Source organism: Streptomyces sp. NPDC002536 (assembly GCF_053594995.1).
The window spans coordinates 58,839-74,971 of record NZ_JBSFWU010000002.1 but is presented as its reverse complement, the minus strand read 5'-3'; the positions used below and the strand labels follow the sequence as shown (position 1 = coordinate 74,971).

Below are 16,133 nucleotides of genomic sequence, written 5' to 3'. Positions count from 1 at the left end.
AGCTGCGGCGGGGCGCAGAGGCGATGCGTGCAGGGGCCTGGTGGTGCTGGGGACGGGCGGGGTGTCAGTGCCCCATGCCGGCGCCGCCGTCGACGGGCAGCACGGCTCCGGTGATGTAGGCGGCGTCGTCGCTAGCGAGGAACCGGACCGCGGCGGCGATCTCACAGGGCTCGGCCTTGCGGCCCAGCGGCACGTCCCGCTTGAGCATCTCCGCCTGCTTGTCGTCGCTGAGCTGGGCGGCCATGTCGGTGTTGGTCAGCCCCGGCGCGACGACGTTCACGGTGATCCCGCGGGAGCCGAGCTCACGGGCCAGGGAGCGGGCGAAACCGATCAGGCCGGCCTTGGAGGCGGCATAGTTGGCCTGGCCGGCGGCGCCGAGCAGGCCGACTGCGGAGGGGATCAGGACGACCCGGCCTCGGCGTGCCCGCAGCATCCCGCGGCTGGCGCGCTTGACCACCCGGAACGCGCCGGTGAGGTTGGTCTCGACGACCGAGGTGAAGTCGTCTTCGGACATCCGCATCAGCAGCTGGTCGCGCGTGATGCCGGCGTTGGCCACCAGGACCTCCACGGGCCCGTACGCCTCCTCCACCTGTTTGAAGGCAACCTCAACCTGTTCCGGGTCGGTGATGTCGCAGCGGACCGGCAGGCAAGCGAGATTGATCAATTCGGCGGGCGGCTCGCCATTGCGATAGGTGAAGGCGACCTTGTCACCGTTCTCGGCGAATGCCAGAGCGGTTGCGAAGCCGATTCCGCGGTTTCCCCCGGTCACCAAAACCGTGCGCGACACGACAGGGCCTTCCTATAGAGCGAGTGCAATGCGGAGCTGCTGGCTAGGCGGCGCTCCAGCCAGATCAGACTCTATGGCGCACTTTGGACCCCGTTAGCCGCAAAAGTTCGCTGAGGGGAACTGGCACTTCCCCCGGCTACCCGCAGGTAGACAGAAGGTTCGCGGTTCGACGTCCCTCTCGGCGGGGGCTCACGCCTTCCGGCCTGGGAAAACGTCCCTGCTAGCCTCGAGCGAACCCGGAATTCGGCCCCGGGATCACGTCGAGGGATGTGACACAGAACTCATGAACCTTGTGATGCGACCGTTATGAACCCGTCAAGATCGAATCAGCAAACCATTACCCGCGTTCTACGCCAGGCTCGCGCCCGCCTCGACCCTCGGGACATCCCCGGCTTCGACGCTGCCTTCGGCGCCCGCAGCGAGCCTGGCTTGTGACAGCACGAGGTGGCCCACCTCCTCGGCATCTGCGCTAAGTGGTACAGGGAGCTTGAGCTGGGCAAACGCCGGAACTTCTCGACAGCACTCCTGCTCTCCGTGCGGCGCGTCCTATGACTGGACGATGCGGAGTGGGACACCGTGTGGCGCTTGACGCACGACCGCCCGCCAGCCGATGTGCTGTCAGCCGACACCGCCGCCCTTCGCGATCTCCTGCGGGAGTCGGTCCGGGCATTTGTGCACGCGCAGCGCTGGCCCGCCTACCTTTTGTGATCACCGCTGGGACGTTCTCGTCTATAACGCTGCGGCCGTACGCGACTATCCGTGGATGCTGCACGACGTCAACGTGATGGAATGGGTCTTCACGTATCCCGAAGCCCGGACCCAATTGATCAACTGGGAATCGGACTGGGCGATGCCGATGATGGCACAGCTGCGTCTGCATGCAGAACGGTGGCCTGCTGATCAACGAATGAAGATCGTTATAGACGCGATCTTTGCGGACTCCACTGCTAAAGCTCTATGGAATTCGCCGAAATTGCCGACACTTTCCCATCCGCCAGCGGCGGCGACACGGAAACTGTACCTGCCACGCAGAGGCGCCAAGGAGTTCGAGGTAAGTCTCCTGACAATGAAGGTTGATGAGTTGTCGTCATGCCGTTTGATGACTGTCAGGCCCCTGGGGGTGGCACAATGATGCAGCTCTCCACGGGAATTTGTCCGGCAGGCCAACGGCCATCGGATGCACCGTACTTGGACGCGCTCGTACCCGATGCTGTCCTCGCCTACGTACAGCCCCAGGGCGGCTGGTGCGTCTGCAACGCAGGTGTCCTGATCGGCGAAGCCACCGTCATCACGCACGAGCAGACCCGGGCGGCGATGCGACGCGACGGCTGTTGACTGCCTGCCATATGGCCCGACGCGAACTGGGGCGCTATCGAACTCCCCCTCCCCGAAGTCACCGATGCCTTGGCCCGCCGCTCGCCCTGGCCGAGGTGGAGATCGCCCTCCACGCACTCCTGACCCGATTCCCCGGACCACGCCTCGCCGTAGCCGCCGAAGAGCTCCGGTGGCGCCACACACGACTCATGCGGGGACTGGAATCCCTGCTGGTATTCACCAAGTTGAAGGCCCTGTGGACCGGATACGCCCGAAGGGCGCTGTCCGCTGTACTCGGCATGCCAGGATCGGGCGCATGTTGAATGGGCTGGGGGCTGGATCGCTGCGGGAGCTGTGCTTCAGGGCTGAGTGCTTGAGAGCCGAGGCCGGGCGCTGGAAGCCGAACACATTCGATCTTCGTCTGCTCCGGGCGCTTGATCAGAGCGAACCGTTTCGCGTGCCCCTGAGCACGGACCCGGGGAGGGACACCACACTCGCGCCGCTCGCCGTTTCGCGTGAGTCTGCCGCCGTCATCTCAGGTGATGCGATCACGGCGGCGTTCGTCGCCTCGGGAGTTCGGCACGTCAACCGGATGGATAGCCGTCTTGTGATGGTGCTGCGCGACGCGGCGGGGCTGCAGGAGTTCCCTTCCGCTGCGTACACGCCAGCAGGCAAAGAGGCCCTGACAGCCGTGACGAAACTGGTCCGCTCTGCTGCCGCGTACCAGCCTTGGTGGTCACGGCTCCGACCCACCCGACGTCGGCCCGCGACAGCAGGCAGCCCTACGATCTTCCGGTAGCCGACCGGCTGCCCAGGGTCCAGCCGGTAGGACGGGAGGAGTCGTGGTGCAGGAATGGGAGCGGGCGTGCGAGCGCGCTTCGGACGTGGCTGCCAGTTACCTGGGGGAGCCAGATGATCCTCGTGGTACGTGGGAGTGGACGGCTGTCACCGGCATCCTGTCCATGGCCTTCGCGGCCCTGGGGAAGGGCATCCAGGGCGGGGTCGGCGTGGTCGGTCTTGGAACGCTGCTGTGGCACCTGCAGCAGGGCCCCGGGCACCTGCGGGCTCTCGTCGTCCCGCTGGTCGGCGACCGGCTCGCCGCGGGCACGGACAGCGCCCCGGACGCAGCCGGGGCCGTGGATGATCCTGTGGTGGCGCGTTGGCTGTGGCTGACACGGACCTGGCCCGAGGCGGCGCATGCTCACGAGCGTCCTGCGCCGGGCAGTGCGCCGCTTTGGGACGGCCTGCCGCGTGTGTACCGCCGTGAGCATCCGGAGCCCGCGGTGGAGATCGGTGCCGACTGGGCGCTCATGGCGGCCAATACGGCGCTGGCCCGCCAGCGTGGCGGCCTCGCTCCTCAGACCCGGGTGCGGATCGTCGGTGGTGAGGAGGACGGTGGCTCCGCCACGGTGATCCTTCCCGCGTGGGAGCTCGATGACGAAGCCCGCGATGTCAACTCCGGCCCGCCGGCCTCGTACTTGGTGCGACTGGGGGCCACGGGTGACCGGGGCGTTCAGTTCGAGCCGCTGCTGGTGTCCGGTGACCGGGTGCGCGTTCTGGAGCTGGAGGACGAGCAGGCGCCGTTCGGCGCGGACCGGACGTTCACCACGGTGTGGGGGGCGTGCTCGATGTGGGCCGGCGCCCTGGTGGGCTGGCACCGCGTCCGCACGCCCGCCGCATGGAGCGGGGCCGATGCCGGGGAAGCCGGGCGGCTGCCGTTGGTGAACGGCCTGGTCGCCCTGGCTCTGTTCGTCACGGCGCGCGCCGAGGGCCTGGACGACCCCGCCGATGGGACTGCTGTTGCCCGTACCCCGCTGATGCCGGCCGCGGACCTCCTGCCCGGCCGGTTCGGCGGCCTCTACCGGGTCGACGAACTCCTCAACCGGGTGATCTCCGAAGTCGGGCAGCAGCCTGAGCGCGGGCCCCTGGAAGAGGTACGCCATCTGTGGAAGTCGTTCGAACGCACCGGGCGGGAGGTACGGGAATGGGCGACGGGGACGGCGAACGAGGTGCTGCTCGCGCACGCCGGCCAGCTGCGCGTCCCGGTCGGCCTGAGCGCCCGGGACATCCTCGCCCGCATGAACAGCGGACAGCTGCAGGTGACCCTGGCCGACCGCGCCGAGGACCTTGTCGCCGATGCCCAGCAACGCTCCCACGACGCACTCGGGCCCCTCTTCGAGAACTGAGCCGCCGCGCGGCGGGCTCCTGCGGCCCGTGGCCGGCGGAGCCCGTGCTGGCGCCTACTTCCGCTTGCGCTTGGACGTCCTCTTCGGCTGAGTACGGACCACACCGGTGCGGGCTGGGGGTGGCGGCGTGCGCCGGGGGGTGCCCTCTGCCGCGCGCAGGATGGCACCCAGGCGTTCGTGCAGGGCGGTCTTCTGCTCGGGCGTTGTGGCGTCGGCGGGGGTTTCCAGCAGGTGCTGCTTGGCGACGGCGATGATGTCCGCTTCCCACACGGCTCGTTCGCCGGCATCGCGGGGCAGGGGGTAGTCCCCGTCGTAGAGCTGGTTGAGGAAGGCGAGGGCGTCCTGGTCGCTGATCTCGGTGATCATTTCGCGGTCGGGCGTCTTGAGGGCCTTGGCCTCGCTCTCCCGGATCTCCTGGATCAGGGTCAGGCGGGCGGATTCCCGGGAGCGGTGGACCTTGGGGTGGACGCACAGCCAGGCGGCGGTCGCGGCGAACGCCAGCAGTCCGGGAGCCTCGTCCCCGGCCGTCGGGCTGAACTCGGCGTCGTGGCCGTCTTCGTTCATGGCGGTCAGGAGACGCTGCGCGGCCGCCCGGTGTTCCGCCGGAGCATGCCGTGCGAGCAGATCACCGGCGCCGCCAGCGGCGGCCCGGTTGGAGATGTGGGCGCCGTGCGTCTCCGCCAGATAGAAGAGGTCGTTGGCCAGTGCAAGGGCCTGCCGGGCGGCGAACTGGAAGCGCGGCTGCGGATACGGCAGCCGGCCGGGATCGTCATCCCACGACGCGATCCGCTCCACCACCGCGGCCAGGGTCTGGGCGTCCTCGTCGATGAACGCCAGCACTGCGCGACGCGACAGAGCGTGCATCCGCCCCGTCCGCTCGACCATGCCATCCGGCAGCTCATCCATGAGGGACCCGACGACGCTGCGCATCGCCTCCTGCTCCGTGCCCAGCGGAGCATGGCCGACCACGCGCTCGGCCTGGCGCGCCGCCTTCCGGGCGGGCTGCGCACGGACGGCGGCGATCATCATGGCCAGTTCGAAGGCCAGCATGACCTGATCGTCCTGGGACTGGGCGGCGAACTCCGCCTGCGCACGCTTGACCATCCTGGTCGTTCCGTGGACGGCCTCGACCGCGCGCCGGGCCAGCCCGACGGGGTAGGTGGCCGAGTCCTGCGGGAACGGTTCCAGGTGCTTGAGGTACTCCGGCGACATGATCGAAGCAGCCACCTGCGCCCACGTCCGCCACAGGCCGGCGCCGTGTCCTTCCTCGGCGACGAGACGGGTGATGGCCCGGTTGGCTTCGGTGTAATGCGCTTCGGTCAGGGCACAGATCGCCCAAGCCGCGGCGCTCACCCACCCCGCGTTCGGGGCGGCGGCGAACTCCTCATGTGCCTTGTCCTGCTCCAGCAACTCCTCCAGCCCGCCGGCCAGGCGGAGAGCATCGCCGACGTGCTGCCCCAGGTGCTCGACGAGCAGCGCGCGCTCGTCCGGCGTCAGCTCGACAACGCACCGTCCGGCGGCGCTCGTGACCTCGGCCGGCTCACCTTGGTCCGCGGCGTCGCACAGGTCCCGCCCGAGGTGCACCCAGCGGGCGGCCGGGTCGGTGACCCCGGCGAACAGCGGGCCGGAGGAACCCGTCATCGCTACGGCAATCTGCGACCACGCGGCCAGCAGCGGCGAGAGGCGGTCGGCGTCGTGAGCCAGACCGTCCTCGACGAGCAAGGCGGTGGCGGACCACAGGTTCGGATCGTTGACCAGCGTGCCGGTCAGATTTCGAGCGTCGTCGAACTCGGCTTGTCGGATCAGCATGCGAGCGCCGTGCCCCCCAGGGTGCGGATCGCGGAGCCCTTCTTTCCCGGGGGCTGCCGCGGTGTGATGACGGATGCCGTGCGGTGCCAGCGTTTCAGCAGGCCGACGCCGACAGCAAGGCGGGGCTGCTGACGCGGCCAAGGGGGGCTTCGAGACTGGCGACTTGTCACGCTTTGCTCCTTGGCGGGCTGCTCGCGGCGTGTACGGCTGGATCCGGTGGGCGCAATGCTCAGATTGCCGTCCCGGTCCGTGGTCTTATGGGACTTCACCGAACGCGCTGACGGCCACGCCGGGCAGCACGCTCAACGCCGAGGGGGCACACCGTCATGCCGTTGATTCTGGAACAGCTGCGTGCGTGGCAGGGCGAAGGAGGCCCTGCAACCTGGCAGGCCTCCTGGGAACGAACCATCGAGCTGGTGGGACCGCTGTGGGAGGGGCGAGGCACGAACGTCGACGGCGTACTCCTCGCCGACGGCGCAGCCACCCTGACGATCGCTCTCTACGTGATCGCGAAGGCCGAGGGAATCAGCCCGGCGCAGGTGACGCGGGCCCAGGTCGAGGAACTGCGCGGAGAGGCCAGCAGCCGGTTCACCAAGGGGCCACAGGAATGGGAGCGGCGGCTGCGAGCGGCGGGCCACGACCCCGACGACCCGGATGACCCGGTCGCCATCCAGTGGCAGCGACTGCGCGAGGACCACCGGCCGCCGGACGGCGCGCCGGACGAGGTCTGGGAGGACGCGTTCACGCGATGGGGGCCCGGCTTCATCCAGGGCCTCAACCGCACGCTGGCACCCATGTGGTCCCTGTCCTTCTAACACGACCCCGTCGCCGTGCTGGCAGTGACGAACGAGGGAGCCCGGCGCCATGGGATGGACACGCACGACGACGCAGGTCCTGTACCGGGGGCCGTTCGTCACGCTGCACCGCGACGACGTGGTCCGGCCCGACGGCAGCCCGGGAGTGTACGAACACGTTGCGGTCGATGACAGCGTCCGCATCGTCGCGCTGAACGGCGCCGGTGACGTGGTACTCGTGGAGGACGACTTCTATCTCCCGCAGCGGCGCATGATCCACCTGCCCGGCGGCGGTACGGACGGCCAGGACCCACACACCGCGGCGCTGCGGGAACTGGAAGAAGAGACCGGGCTCATCGCGGACACCCTGCAGCCCCTGGGCATCCTCGACCCGCTGCCCTCCACCACCAAGGCCCGCACACACCTCTTCCTCGCCACTAGGCTGCGTCCCGGGCGGCAGGCCCGGGAGAGCACAGAGCTCGGGATGACCGTGCTCCGGTGGCCTCTGGGCGAGGCCGTCGAAGCGGTGCGTTCCGGCCAGATCACCGAAGCCACCAGCGTCGCTGCACTCCTGCTCGCCCACCTCGCCGCAGACCCTGACGCCTGACCTGGCCGTGCGCCGTCAAGACGCCTGCAGCAGGCGCGCGGCCAGCTCCTCCGCCTCCTTGCGGTCCAGCGCCAGCGAGCAAGCGGGTTCCTCGTCGTGCACGTGCCGGGTGACCCGGACCTCCCACACCTCCGCACGGCTCTGCGGATCCACTTGATAGTGCTCGGTCAGCTGGTACCAGTGCAGGACCGTTTGCACCGTCACCCGATGCGGCCGGGGGCTGGACTGCCGCCGGACGTCGACATGGTGGTGCTGGTGCGCGGCGCGGATCACCTGCCGCAGCTGTTCCGGCACGGTCTGCGGATTGCTCGCCTGGGCGAGGAGGGCATCGAGGTCCTCGGCGCACGTGGGGTGCGGGATCTGGGCCAGCCGGTCGTCCAGTCCGGGCGGCGGTCCGTCCTTCAGTGATCCCGGGCTCCGCCGCGGCCACCGGTGATCGGTCGCCGGAGCCAGGTGCTCCGCGTCGATGCGCTCGGTGCCCTGGACGTCATCGAAGTCGACCACGTAACCGGCGGGCCCGATCACCTGCTGTGCTCTGTCGTCGAACTCCCAGCCGACGTCGGACACATAGCCGGCCTGGCCCTCGAAGGTGCCGGCCATTGCGCGGACGCGCTGGTGGATTTCGTATCCGCCGTTCGCGGCGCTGAGGGCGGCGGCGACGGCACCGGCGGCCCAGTGGGTGCAGATCTCGATGGCTGGGTCCGGAAGAGCATTGGCGATGCCCCGGCTCATGCCCTCCCACCGTGCCTCCATCCGGGGCAGGAGCTCCTCGCCGCGGCCCCGCAGTTGCTGGAGAGTGCCGTCCCACTGGGAGGTGCGATTGCGACGGCGTATGGGCGCGTCGGGATCCCAGGTCTTGTTCAGCCAGCACCACCGCGCGACTACCGGATCCGCCGAGCTACCTGGACCTCCGGCACCGGCCATGGCGGCGCTGGCGCCAGGAATGGTCTCCTCGACCAGCGTGATGACGCGCCCGTCGTCCCGCAGCCACCACAGCACGGACGCCCACGGCACGCTGTCGACGTCGCGGTTACTGCGCACATGGAGGGCGTAGAGGGTTACGGCGATGATGTCGCGGATCGCGACGTCGTCCCAGCAGTCCTCGTCCACGCTGCCCAGGCGTGAGGCTGCCGCGCCCGTGGCCCGGCGAAGAGCCGCCTGCCACGGCCCGTCACCGGCCGTCGACTTACTCATGCCCATCTCCTCCTGACAGCTGCGCGGCCCGGAAGAGGAACTCCCGGATCGCGGGCGTGGTTTCGAGCCGAGCGGTACTGGCTCCTGGGCCTGGAACGCATCAGATCACGCAGGGCCGCCCGCAGTCTCGCGGATGCGGCGATGCACATCCACCGCCGCCCCGCCCCTGCGGCGAACGATGGCGGGTCAAGTCGTCAGCGGGAGAGCGGAGACCGGGGTCCAGGAGATCTCCCAGGCCGTGTTCCCGTCCTCGCGGGCACGTTCACGGAACTGGACATCCAGCAGGTGCACGCGGTCGACATGGAAGACGGCGTGGCTGGGCGCGATGCGCCGCAGGGCGCTCTGGAGCGGGTCACTGTCGGCCGTACCCCAGCTGTACCCGAGGGAGAGGTGGTGCCGGCCTCCATCGTGCTGGATCACCTCCGGTCCGCGGGCCTCGCGGAAGGCATCTCGCACCCGGCCCCGCAGGTCCTCCAAAGGGCCGTCGGGGGAGAGGTCCAGCAGGGCACCGGCCTTGTTGGCCACCGGGGAGCCGGCCGTCACCTGGAACGGCTTCGCCCCGGCGAGATGCCGCTCCAGGGCGTCGGCCAGCGCGGCGCGTTCGTCCGGGCCGATGTTCTCGGAGCTGGTGTCGGCGACCATCTCGACGGTGACGTGGAGCTGCGAGTTGCCGAGCAGCGTGATCGGGAACGGACGCATCGCCTCGCGGCAGGCCGACACTAGCTGCGCGAGATGGCGGTCGACCGTCAGGTCCGGGAGCAGGTAGGCGTGCAGGACGCGCATGCCGTCGGCCCACGCGGCTCCCTGGAACTGCGGGATGAACTTCCTCACGGTCGGTATCCTTCCCTTCGAGCGGCGGCCGGTTGAGCTACCGGCCGGGGGCCTTGTCCGAGCTGTATCTCGGCGATCGGGGTCCAGGTGTACCGGTCGCGCCAGAGCTGCTGCTGGTCCACCAGGACCGCCCGAGTCACGGTCATCCGGGCCCGGGGCGGGCGGAGCTTGACCAGCGCCTCGGCGAGAGCGTCGGAATCCCAGTGGGCGCTGCTGTACGCCAAGCTCATGTGAGGCCAAAACCTCGCGTCCCGCGGAGACGGCAGAACACCGGTGCCCAGGACGCTTTCCGTGACCTGCCGCAGGGTCCGGTAGAGGGCGGAGATCTGCTCCTCCGGGTAGAGCGCGGCGATGACGCCGTTGTGGACGGCCTGGGCGGGGCCGACCTCAAGCTCGAACGGCGCAATGTCCCGCGCGGCCAACTGGGCGGCTGCGGCGACGGCGTCGGCCTGGCCGGGGGAGAGGGGGCCGACGGACTGGATCGTGGCATGCAGCCACTCGACGGGGATCGGGGCGAGCTCTCGATGGCGGCCGAGCAGCTCGGCGTGGGCGCGGACGAAGGTGTGCACGGTCGGCTGGTCGTCGAAGAGCACGTGCCAGTGGGCGCGCCGCTCCCCTTGAGGCCAGTGATGGGTTTCCCAGAAGTCCTTCACCCGGCCACCTCCGCTAGGACCAGGTCCACGACGACGGGCAGGTGGTCGGATGCGGCGAGCGTGTCGGGCGTGCGGACGGTGCGGTGCGCTCGCAGGGCCGGGGCGAGGTGTTCGGTGATGCGGATGGTGTCGATGCGCCGGGGCCCCCACCGGTCCGGGTCGCCCTGGCCGTCCGCCCAGTGCCCGGTGGTCGGCTCCCAGGGCACGTCGAGGGCGGCGGCGGTATCGAGGAGGCCGCCGCGGCGCAGGACTTCGCTGGCTCGGCGGTCGGCTTTCGGCGGCGCGGTGGGATCGTCGCGCCATTCGACTTGGTACTCGAGATCGACGTGGTCCTGGCCGGTGTACGGGTCGTCATCGAAGAGCGTGCCGTCGGGACGGCGGTCGGCGCTGATCGCGTTCCAGTCAGCCCCGACAGCACCCGGGATACCAGCGCGGAACGCGGAAGTAACGCGGCGGGCCTCGTTGTAACGCCAGTCGGGGCGGAAGGGATCGGCGTGGAAGGAAGCGAACTTGACCTGGGGACCGCCGGCGTCGAGGACGAGCGTCGCCAGGCTGTGCCAGAAATCGGGTGCCCCGTTGTAGGCCCGCCACCCGCCGGGCACGGCGGTGAGGTCGGTGTGCCAGAGCAGTCCGGTGTGGAAGTGGTGCTGGCTGGAGGCCAGCGCGGGGCCGGCGGGGGCACCGGTTGTCGGGTCGGGCGCCGTGGTGCAGGTCAGACCGGTGTCGTCGGCCAGCTGCCACAGGATCTTCGCGGCGTCGTCGGGCTCGGCTCCGATGATCTCCTGGACGGCCAGAACCTGCAGCTCCAGGTTGCGGATCGCGCGGACGATGCAGTCGTAGCGTTCCTGATCCGAATCCCTACGGGGGGAGGCGAGGTTGAAGAGGTTGTAAGTGCCGAAACGTACGGTCACGGATGCTCCAGGTGCTCGCGGCGGATGATGACGCGGTGTTCCTGCGCGCGGTGCGTTGCGGTGGCTATTTCGTGGCGGTGACGTAGACGCTGGCCCATTGCCGCTTCGGCTGGGCGAGGGCGGGATCGAAGGACCACGGCTCCACGGTGCGGAACCCGGCCTCGGTGCACAGCTGGATGAGCTTGTCCTGGTCGTAGGCCCAGAGGTGGGGGGTGTACGGCGGGTTGTCGTCCTGGTCGCGGAAGAACAAGTTGATCAGGTCGAGGAAGGTGTTGATGTCACCGAGGCAGTCCCGCTTGCCGTACCACCGGCGGGTCATCTCCTCGGCCAGCTTGGGCGCGTTGGGGTAGTGGGCGAGGACGAAGTGGGCGTCGGGTACTCCGGTGATCAGACAGCCGTCGTCAGCGAGAACGCGGTGGGCTTCGCAGGCGTAGCGTTTGGCCGAGCGCGGGTAGTCGATGTGCTCCAGGAAGTGCTCGGAGAACATGATCTCCACGCTGCCGTCGCGCAGGGGAATTCCTTCACGAACGTCCCACACCAAGTCGGCCGGCGGCAGGGCGTCGATGTTGTAGAACCCGTCGATGTGATGGCTGCCGCCGCCGATCTGCACGTTGCGGGGGGAGACGTCGACGCGCCGGGTGGGCCAGGCGCGCAGGCTCGCGGCATGGTGGCGGCTGATGGCGGTTTCCCGGGCCAGGGCACGCAGGGCACGGGCGAGCCCGTGCCCGGTGCCAGGCTCCTGGAGGAGGGCGCTGATCTGTTCGTCGAGGAGGTCAAGGGACCGTTCACGGGGGTGCGTGGTCACGGAAAGCTCCTTGCGCCGGGGTCAGTTGGGGGAAGGGGCGGGGACCTTCCACTGGTTGTTGCGCATGAGCGTGTACTTGATGTCCACCAGGCGGGGTGCGATGAGCAGGTCGAGCTGTTCGACAGGGTGCACGCGGCCGGCGTCGTCCTGAACGGCACGGTGGATGCGGTACTGCAGGTCCGGGTATGCGGGGTTGATGCCAACCTCGCCCTTGGGCATCGTGCCGGTGAAAGGGGCAACGATATCCATATGATTCCAATAGTTCCAGGCTTGGAGGGCTTTGTACTGGTCGAAGTAGAAGTAGAAGTCGGGGTAGCGGCCGAAAGTGCGCAGTTCCCGGTGGATCAGGTGGCCCAGGAGCGGGCCGAGCTGGGTGGTGAGGCTGTCGAATTCCCACCGGGTGTGATGCCAAGCTTCGGGTACCTGGCCGTGGGCGAAGAGCCGGGCCGCGACCAGGTAGCTGATCCGGTCGCGCAGGTACCGGCGGGCGTGACCGGCGTCCAGGGTCGTGTCGATGTGGGCGAGCAGGGAATCGAGCTCGTCGGGCGGGGGCCGGAACTTCGCCAGGTCGAACTTGCCCGCCATGTCCGTGAGGGCGGAGAAGAGCAGTTCCTTGTAGAGCCAGTTGTTGAATTCGCCGTGCTCGGCGCGCTCGCGGGTCTCACTGCTGGTCGAATGCAGCATGAGGTATTCGGCGAGGGCCTCGAAGTAGAGGTAGCCGAGGATCGGCAGACGGGGGATCGCCTCGTCGAGGAGAGCGAGGAACGCCTCCGGGGTGACCGCGGCACCGTCGAGGACAATCGCGGAGGCGAGGGCGAGGAACGCGCCGCTGTTCTTGGCCCGGCTGACGACCGTCTCGCGCAGCTGGTATCGCTCTTCCTTGGAGAGCAGGTATTCGAGGTTGGTGTAGATGTTGAGGTGGATAGTGCCCAGGCGGAGGTAGTCGATGCCGGCGAGGCCGCGGTAGGCGGCGCGAGGCCGGGTGATCTCGAAGAGCAGCGGGGTCGGCCGACGGTCGGCGTGGCCTATGCGGGCCATGAACGCGGGGGCTTCCTTGCTCAGAACGTACTCGCCGAGGTTGTGCATCCGAAAGCCGCTGCCGCTGGCGGCCACGGGAGTGCAGTAGATGCTGCCGACCAGGCACCCGCCCGAGGGGTAGAGAAACCCGTTCTCGTTGATCTGCTCCAGTGCGTGGGTGACGTGCATCAGATGCAGGGGCCCGTCCCCGACGAGGGCGTCGAAGAGCGCGTTGTCGCGCAACAGGGCACCCTGGGGTGCCTGGGCCAGGCGCTCGTGCCAGGAGGCGGTCTGCTCGGCCAGCGGGTCGTCGGCATCGGCGGCCGGGGGGATGACAGGGGTGTCGAAGAAGGCGTGCGCGTCCGCCCACAGGTGGTAGCTGTCGAGGGTGTCCATCAGCGGCGTAACCCCCACGCTTCGAGAGCCTGGGCAACGGCGTCCGCGCTGCCGAGGCCGGCGAGGTGCGCGGCCTCGGAGGCGACCACCAGCTCGAACGCCGCAGCCTGGAACGAGGCGAAGGAGGAGCAGCGCACCCGGGTGGCGTCCGGCCACCAGGACAGCTTCGGCAGCCGGTAGCGGTCGAGTGCATCCGCGGCCTTGAGGAGATCGGTGACGTCCTGGGCCTGGCTGTAGTCGTCCGTCTCGTTGCAGGTGAAGATGTCGTACGGCCTTTCGTGTAGCCGCACTGCGGTCTGTGCCGTGTTGATGCGGCGGGCGGTGGCCGCTAGTTGGAAGTGCTGGCACACCGTGGAAGCGCTGTGCGCCAGCCACGTAGCCGCCCGTGCTCCGTGGCCGCGGTCGTCCTTGTCGTGGAAGCGGCGGCAGTCGTGCACGGCCGCGGCCATGACCAGGGTGGCCGTCGCGTCCTCGGGCAGGCCCTCGGCTTCGGCGAGCACGGCGGCCAGGGCGGCTGTGCGCATGGCGTGCCGGATGCCGTGGAGGGAGTCGGCGAGACGGGGCTCGGCCAGCCACGCGGTGGGGATCGCGGCACGCAGGACCAGCTGCTGCACGGCGGGCCGCAGGCGGAGCACCGGGCTGTTGGAGAAGACCGGGCGGTGGGCCTCGATCCACCGCACGGTGGCGTGATCGGTGTACTGGTGGCGCGGGAGCTGCTTGCGGGCGGCCAACTCGACCAGGCTCTCGGCCGGCGGGGTGGTACGCATCGGATCCTCCCCAAAGACGAGGGACAGCACAGCGCGGAGACAACCGCCGTGATCAGTTCTGCGGGAGCGCCTTCGTGGACGCGGCGTTGCGGGCCGCCTGTTTCCGCTCGAACACGGTGGTGAAGTCGGCAAGCTCCTGCTCCGACATCAGCTCCAGGCCCAGCTCCTTGGCCACCCCGGTGATCCTCTCGGCGGCTTCCTGCCGGGCGGCCGGGCCGGCCTCGTCGCCCAGCAGGACCTCGAGCTCGGCGTGGTGCCCCCACGCCTCGCTCCACTTCACGGCGATCTCGACGCCGCGCAGGCGGTAGTTGTGGCGCTGGTTGAACGCCCCGTGCATCAGGGGCGCGAACCCCAAGGCGGCGAAGATCTCCACGGCCTTGGGCACGTCGGCACGGGCGATGGCGATCTCGGTCTCGGGGAACGCAGCCCCCGCGCCGATCTTGCTGTGCTTCAGGGTGATCTTCGCAGACCCCGCGGTGATGTTGTCCGTGACTTTCAGGAGCTTGTCCGGGAACGTGTAGAAGTAGATCTGTTTGTCGTCGACGCCCAGGTCGGAGCCCTCCTTCTCCAGGCGAGCGATGAGGCGGTCGCGCGTGGCTTCGTCGAAGCGGGCGCGCATCTCGATCTCTACGGGCACAGCGATGTCCCTTCCTGCGGGCATGACTGACCAGGCCGCAATAGCCCAGGCGGAGCCCACGGTCGTACGGCCGGTGGAGAAATCTGATGACAGGTCAGGCGGCGGCGTCCGACAGGCGCTGGCGCCGCCGCCTACATGGTGCTGCTGACGAGGGTCAGCCGAGATCACCGAAGCGTGCGTTGAGCACGCCCTCGTGAAGGTAGTTCGGCAGCGCGACGCCGCCCACCGAGGTGCGGCGGGTGGCCACCTGCTCCTCCGTGGCGGACGGGAAGCCCGCAAGGAGCTGACGGCACTGGTCCACCCACTGGCGGGAGGCGTCCCAGTCGCCCTGGTCACGGGTGAGCGAGGCCAGCGCGAACGCCGTCTCGGCCGCCGCCCACCGGTCGGCCGACAGCTCGCTCTGGAAGACCGACTCCAGCTCCGTGACGGAGGCGACGCGGGTCTCGTTGGTCATCAGTGCCCTCTCTGTTCAGTGTGCGATCCAGTGCTGATCAACGCGGCGGATGCCCTCGGGGTGACGGCGCCGAAGGTCAGTAGGTGAAGATCTCGGCGAGCGTGCGGTACTCGTGCAACTCCTTCTCGTCGAACCACAGCTCCACCTCCTGCTTGGCCTCATCGGCGTTGCCGGACGCGTGCACGAGGTTCGCCACGGCCTTGCCCGACGCCACACTCGCGCCCTTGCTGTAGTGCGAGAAGTCGCCCCGGATGGTGCCGGCCGGGGCCTCGTTCGGGTACGTGCTGCCGACAATCTTGCGCACCGTGGCGATCGCGTCGAACCCTTCGAGCACGAGCGCGATCACCGGACCCTGCTGCATGAAGGCCGCGGTGAAGTTGTAGACCTCCGACCCCAGCCGCTCCTCCAGATCGAAGTAGTGGCGCCGGGTGAACTCCGCGTCCATCTGCTTCATCTTGACGCCGACGATCTTCAGCGCCGCGTCCTCGAACCGGGCGATGATCTTCCCGGCGAACCCTCGTACGAGAGCGTCGGGCTTGAGGAGCACGAGCGTGCGCTCGACGGTCTGATCCTGCGTCATGGATGGCTTCCCTTTCGTCTCGCACGCCGGGGAGGAGATGAGCACCCGGCGCACCGAGATCAGAGGTTACCGGCGTCGAAACCTTGGGCATGATCCGATGGTTCACACCGCGCTGCACATAAGTCACATGATCAGCATGCGAGTTATGGCAAATGGCACGCGACCCTGGTTGATCTTGCGGCAGGTTGAGGCCCACTACGGAGGGGTGTCTGGTCGTAGAATCGGGGCCGGCGGACGTGATCCGCCGGGATGCTCGTCCTCCAATCGGTTGACCAGTCGAACGCTGCACGCCGGACGGCAGCCGGAGAGGGCAGCTGCTTCGGCGCTTGGACGACGAGTCAACCGGGAGCTGCTGAGTACGGCAAGGAAGGCACAGTGCACCGGGGCGGCA

The 16,133-nt window shown here is 68.9% G+C and carries 17 protein-coding genes; 5 read left to right on the top strand and 12 right to left on the bottom strand.

All coding sequences use genetic code 11. The features are described from left to right. Nucleotides 1-64: 64 nt before the first annotated feature. Complete coding sequence (fabG, locus tag ACWD4B_RS01175; RefSeq protein ID WP_451418771.1) at nt 65-787, bottom strand: 3-oxoacyl-ACP reductase FabG; 723 nt, start codon at nt 785-787, stop codon at nt 65-67. A 763-nt stretch (nt 788-1,550) separates the two neighbouring features. Between fabG and ACWD4B_RS01170 the strand changes: the two genes are divergently transcribed. From ACWD4B_RS01170 to ACWD4B_RS01160, 3 genes are all read left to right on the top strand, one after another. Then, nucleotides 1,551-1,919 (top strand): MmyB family transcriptional regulator, encoded by a 369-nt coding sequence (locus tag ACWD4B_RS01170; RefSeq protein WP_451418770.1) that lies wholly within the window; start codon nt 1,551-1,553, stop codon nt 1,917-1,919. 56 nt (nt 1,920-1,975) lie between these two features. Beyond that, on the top strand, nt 1,976-2,122 hold the full coding sequence (locus ACWD4B_RS01165) for a hypothetical protein (protein ID WP_451418769.1): 147 nt from the start codon (nt 1,976-1,978) through the stop codon (nt 2,120-2,122). 821 nt (nt 2,123-2,943) lie between these two features. Further along, nucleotides 2,944-4,287 carry a hypothetical protein gene (locus ACWD4B_RS01160; RefSeq protein WP_451418768.1) on the top strand — a complete coding sequence of 448 codons (1,344 nt, stop codon included), beginning with the start codon at nt 2,944-2,946 and terminating at the stop codon, nt 4,285-4,287. A 54-nt stretch (nt 4,288-4,341) separates the two neighbouring features. Here ACWD4B_RS01160 and ACWD4B_RS01155 read toward each other — a convergent pair whose 3' ends face one another. Further along, on the bottom strand, nt 4,342-6,096 hold the full coding sequence (locus ACWD4B_RS01155; protein WP_451418767.1) for a hypothetical protein: 1,755 nt from the start codon (nt 6,094-6,096) through the stop codon (nt 4,342-4,344). A 326-nt stretch (nt 6,097-6,422) separates the two neighbouring features. On the opposite strand from ACWD4B_RS01155, the gene ACWD4B_RS01150 reads away from it, so the two are divergent. Together ACWD4B_RS01150 and ACWD4B_RS01145 are read left to right on the top strand one after the other, a co-directional pair. Next, nucleotides 6,423-6,911, top strand: a complete 489-nt coding sequence (locus ACWD4B_RS01150) for a hypothetical protein (RefSeq protein ID WP_451418766.1) — start codon at nt 6,423-6,425, stop codon at nt 6,909-6,911. Nucleotides 6,912-6,960: 49 nt separating this feature from the next. Next, entirely contained in the window at nt 6,961-7,497 is a 537-nt protein-coding gene (locus ACWD4B_RS01145; protein WP_451418765.1) for an NUDIX domain-containing protein, read from the top strand. A 15-nt stretch (nt 7,498-7,512) separates the two neighbouring features. On the opposite strand, the gene ACWD4B_RS01140 is transcribed toward ACWD4B_RS01145, so the two are convergent. The 10 genes from ACWD4B_RS01140 to ACWD4B_RS01095 all read right to left on the bottom strand — a co-directional run bounded on the left by ACWD4B_RS01140 (nt 7,513) and on the right by ACWD4B_RS01095 (nt 15,742). Then, on the bottom strand, nt 7,513-8,691 hold the full coding sequence (locus tag ACWD4B_RS01140; RefSeq protein WP_451418764.1) for a hypothetical protein: 1,179 nt from the start codon (nt 8,689-8,691) through the stop codon (nt 7,513-7,515). A gap of 186 nt (nt 8,692-8,877) precedes the next feature. Next, nucleotides 8,878-9,522 (bottom strand): 2'-5' RNA ligase family protein, encoded by a 645-nt coding sequence (locus ACWD4B_RS01135; protein ID WP_451418763.1) that lies wholly within the window; start codon nt 9,520-9,522, stop codon nt 8,878-8,880. After that, the gene (locus ACWD4B_RS01130) at nt 9,519-10,175 is read right to left on the bottom strand and encodes a 2'-5' RNA ligase family protein (protein WP_451418762.1); all 657 of its coding nucleotides are present in this window, start codon (nt 10,173-10,175) and stop codon (nt 9,519-9,521) included. Before ACWD4B_RS01130 ends, ACWD4B_RS01135 begins: the two co-directional genes overlap by 4 nt. Next, nucleotides 10,172-11,086: an endonuclease/exonuclease/phosphatase family protein gene (locus ACWD4B_RS01125; RefSeq protein ID WP_451418761.1), complete on the bottom strand. Its 915-nt coding sequence runs from the start codon at nt 11,084-11,086 to the stop codon at nt 10,172-10,174. Before ACWD4B_RS01125 ends, ACWD4B_RS01130 begins: the two co-directional genes overlap by 4 nt. Before the next feature lie 64 nt (nt 11,087-11,150). Then, nucleotides 11,151-11,891 carry a class I SAM-dependent methyltransferase gene (locus ACWD4B_RS01120; protein ID WP_451418760.1) on the bottom strand — a complete coding sequence of 247 codons (741 nt, stop codon included), beginning with the start codon at nt 11,889-11,891 and terminating at the stop codon, nt 11,151-11,153. Nucleotides 11,892-11,912: 21 nt separating this feature from the next. Beyond that, nucleotides 11,913-13,304: a hypothetical protein gene (locus tag ACWD4B_RS01115; protein WP_451418759.1), complete on the bottom strand. Its 1,392-nt coding sequence runs from the start codon at nt 13,302-13,304 to the stop codon at nt 11,913-11,915. Next, entirely contained in the window at nt 13,304-14,071 is a 768-nt protein-coding gene (locus tag ACWD4B_RS01110) for an HD domain-containing protein (protein ID WP_451418758.1), read from the bottom strand. Before ACWD4B_RS01110 ends, ACWD4B_RS01115 begins: the two co-directional genes overlap by 1 nt. A 52-nt stretch (nt 14,072-14,123) precedes the next feature. Then, entirely contained in the window at nt 14,124-14,708 is a 585-nt protein-coding gene (locus ACWD4B_RS01105; protein ID WP_451418757.1) for a CYTH domain-containing protein, read from the bottom strand. Nucleotides 14,709-14,862: 154 nt separating this feature from the next. Next, complete coding sequence (locus ACWD4B_RS01100; protein WP_451418756.1) at nt 14,863-15,162, bottom strand: hypothetical protein; 300 nt, start codon at nt 15,160-15,162, stop codon at nt 14,863-14,865. 76 nt (nt 15,163-15,238) lie between these two features. Then, nucleotides 15,239-15,742, bottom strand: coding sequence for a nucleoside-diphosphate kinase (locus tag ACWD4B_RS01095; protein ID WP_451418755.1), 504 nt, complete (start codon nt 15,740-15,742; stop codon nt 15,239-15,241). Nucleotides 15,743-16,133 lie beyond the last annotated feature (391 nt).